Source organism: Pseudomonas sp. SST3, from assembly GCF_003325755.1.
In genome coordinates this window covers 1-2,565 of record NZ_QORI02000204.1, presented here as the reverse complement: position 1 = coordinate 2,565, position 2,565 = coordinate 1, and the positions used below count along the sequence as shown (strand labels likewise).

The 2,565-nt window shown below is 59.8% G+C and carries 2 protein-coding genes and 1 rRNA gene; all 3 read right to left on the bottom strand.

The genetic code is table 11. The features are described from left to right. Nucleotides 1–104: 104 nt before the first annotated feature. A complete protein-coding gene (locus DQ405_RS26595) occupies nucleotides 105–668 on the bottom strand; it encodes a histidine phosphatase family protein (RefSeq protein WP_168422962.1) in 564 nt (187 codons plus the stop codon). A 181-nt stretch (nucleotides 669–849) separates the two neighbouring features. Then, nucleotides 850–1,275: an HPF/RaiA family ribosome-associated protein gene (locus tag DQ405_RS26590; protein WP_168422963.1), complete on the bottom strand. Its 426-nt coding sequence runs from the start codon at nucleotides 1,273–1,275 to the stop codon at nucleotides 850–852. Nucleotides 1,276–2,425: 1,150 nt separating this feature from the next. After that, nucleotides 2,426–2,541, bottom strand: a 5S ribosomal RNA gene (gene rrf / locus DQ405_RS26585). Nucleotides 2,542–2,565 lie beyond the last annotated feature (24 nt).

Sequence of the window (2,565 nt, the reverse complement as noted above, 5' to 3'; positions counted from 1 at the left end):
GCTCCGGCTGATGTTCGTACGAGTCCAACCGGAAGCGTCAGCCGCAGCCAATAACCGTGGGTTTAATGTGTATTAGTCATTCCGACCGACACCGCCTCGCTGGATCAGCGAGGCTTATGGTAATGACTGGCGTCCCAATATTTCGCCAGGAGTGGAAACGCCGGGCCGCGCCAGCCACGTCGGAGCAGCTGCTTGGCAATCAGCATGTTCATGATTCGATGCCCCACGAGGAGCACACTATCATGCGCTTCGGCCAGTTGAATCAGTTTGTCCCCAGCGGCGCTAGCACGCCGGCCCGATTCGCCAACATGCTCGGTATGATTGGCGAACCCATAGAACCAGGCTGCGCGAAATGCTACCCGCCAGATACGCGACGGCATTAACGGAAGGGACCAATCGGGGTATGGCAGGTGCGCCTCGGCGAATAGGGGGTCGGGTTCTTGTGAGCATTCGCAGCTGAGGCAGGAACGAGATTCCACGCAGCGCAACAACGAACTGCACAACACCACTCCGACCGAGCCGGCGAGCTGCGCGAGTCTTTCAGGACACTCGCCAGCGGCTATGTTTGCCGCGTTGTAACGCTCCACCCAGGTTTTCATGCCGACGGGCGTGCTCCAAGGCGTGGCCGAATGGGCAGGCCGGCCGTGACGTACCAGGATGATCTGCATTCAAGGGAAGCCAACCGAAAATGAGGATAAGGGTTCGAAAGCCGCGCCGCCTGCCGGTTCCGCAATGGGGACAGGGCGCAGGACCCTCGAAAAGTTTCTCACCGCGTCGCTTAGATAAGCGGCTGGCTGGTATCGAAACCCCCGGTACCCCGCCCGTGGTTCTGGGCGGGGTCCGGAGCGCTTACTGCCGGTCGAGGGTGTCCTGCTTTGCCAGGAAATCTTCTTCAAGCATGGCGTCCTTGACGGCGCGCGGTTGCTCGTCGAGCAGCGGATCGTTGATTTCACTACTAGAGAGTACCTTGCTGTCCAGCTTGCCCATCAGGTGTTCCAGCGCATGACGCATCTTTTCCGCCGCGCCGTCGACTGCCAGCTGCAGCGATTCGGCTTTGTGAGTAACGGAAACAGCCTGATGTCCCTTGGGTCGCGCTTCGATCTGACAACGCTTGTCGTCGGCGCCGGCTTTCTGCGCATTCTCGTCGCTGACATGCACCTCGATTCGGGTGAGAAAATCGTCGAAGCGCTCCAACCGCTCCTCTACGGTCGAACCCACCCATTCATGCAGCTCGACACTACCGGGGATATGGTGGCTGTTGACTTGAACATGCATACGACTACTCCTGGTTTATGACGTACCTACTAAGGTTCGAGGCGCCTGCATCGCTGAGGTTCAGCGGCTTCGTCTACCTCGATTGTCGGCAAGGGGAGGATAGCCCGGACTGACTCAGATCAGGGAAGCGGAGCAAATGGGTGCAGAACACCCGGCATGCACCGTCACTACCACCCCACAGGTGCGGTTCGCTTCAGGTTACGCCGCGCTCTGCTATCTCGCCGGCACTGGCCACTGCCTGCGCGCGCGCCAAGAAACATACCCGCGTCACCGCATGCCACCGCACAGATGGTGCGGGACAAAAGGATTGGGGCATTGGCCCGTAAGGCCTTTATGTATGCATTTGAGCTCATTGCCCAAGCGATCGCGGCCACGTAGGCACGGTGTCGATGCTCTTCACCCAGTCGAGCTCAGGCATTCAGCGGCGCAAAAGCTATTTGCCACCCGGAGCGTACGAAGGCGTACTCGTCAACCCCCTCGCTCGATCATCGCCGCGGCTAGCATTGCGAAGTTCCATACGGCGCCCGACCGGGGGGAGCCCGCGTAACCGTCATCGGGTAGCTCCGATTCAGTGCCGGGCAGACACAACGGCCCCCTGCGCGCGCCGAGGGCTACCGCGTGATCTACGGTGACAGCGATTCCACTTCGTTTGGCTCAAGCGTGCCCACAGCGACGAAGACGCGTCGCGCATCGGTAAACATCCGACGCAGCAGATCAACGGCTCCCAGCGCGCGCCCTTTCGTACAACCGAAAAAGGACACCGGCTGCTTCGACAAACCCACTATTTTGCTGCCACACCCAAAACAGGGCGTGCGGTCGCGTCCAGCCTCGGAAGGCAGTGTCAAGGGTACTACGGGTGATTTGTAAAGAGTTCATGCCGCCCTAAGGCCGCTTCGGCCGTATCAACCCCTTCGGACAAGCCGCCAAGGTGGTGCTCGGAAGACGCTATCGGAAGGGCAAATGCTCAGGAGACGCCGGTTGCGATGGGGCAAATCAGCAGAAGAACTCGCCGCTAGGCGACCTATGGCTGGGCCGCTTTCTGAGCCCTGCTCGGTCGGGCATGCTGCCAGCCCCAGGAGCCGATCGACTTTTCTTTCGCGCAAAGACAAACCCCCGGCCATCTTTCGATGATCGGGGGTTTGGTGTAGAAGCTTGACGATGACCTACTCTCACATGGGGAGACCCCACACTACCATCGGCGATGCGTCGTTTCACTACTGAGTTCGGGATGGGATCAGGTGGTTCCAACGCTCTATGGTCGTCAAGCAATTTGGTTGGGGAGTCGGTGTT

Bases quoted from the DNA above. Each gene is read 5' to 3' on its own strand.
- DQ405_RS26590 (WP_168422963.1), bottom strand. From the start codon at position 1,275: ATGCATGTTCAAGTCAACAGCCACCATATCCCCGGTAGTGTCGAGCTG.
- DQ405_RS26595 (WP_168422962.1), bottom strand. From the start codon at position 668: ATGCAGATCATCCTGGTACGTCACGGCCGGCCTGCCCATTCGGCCACG.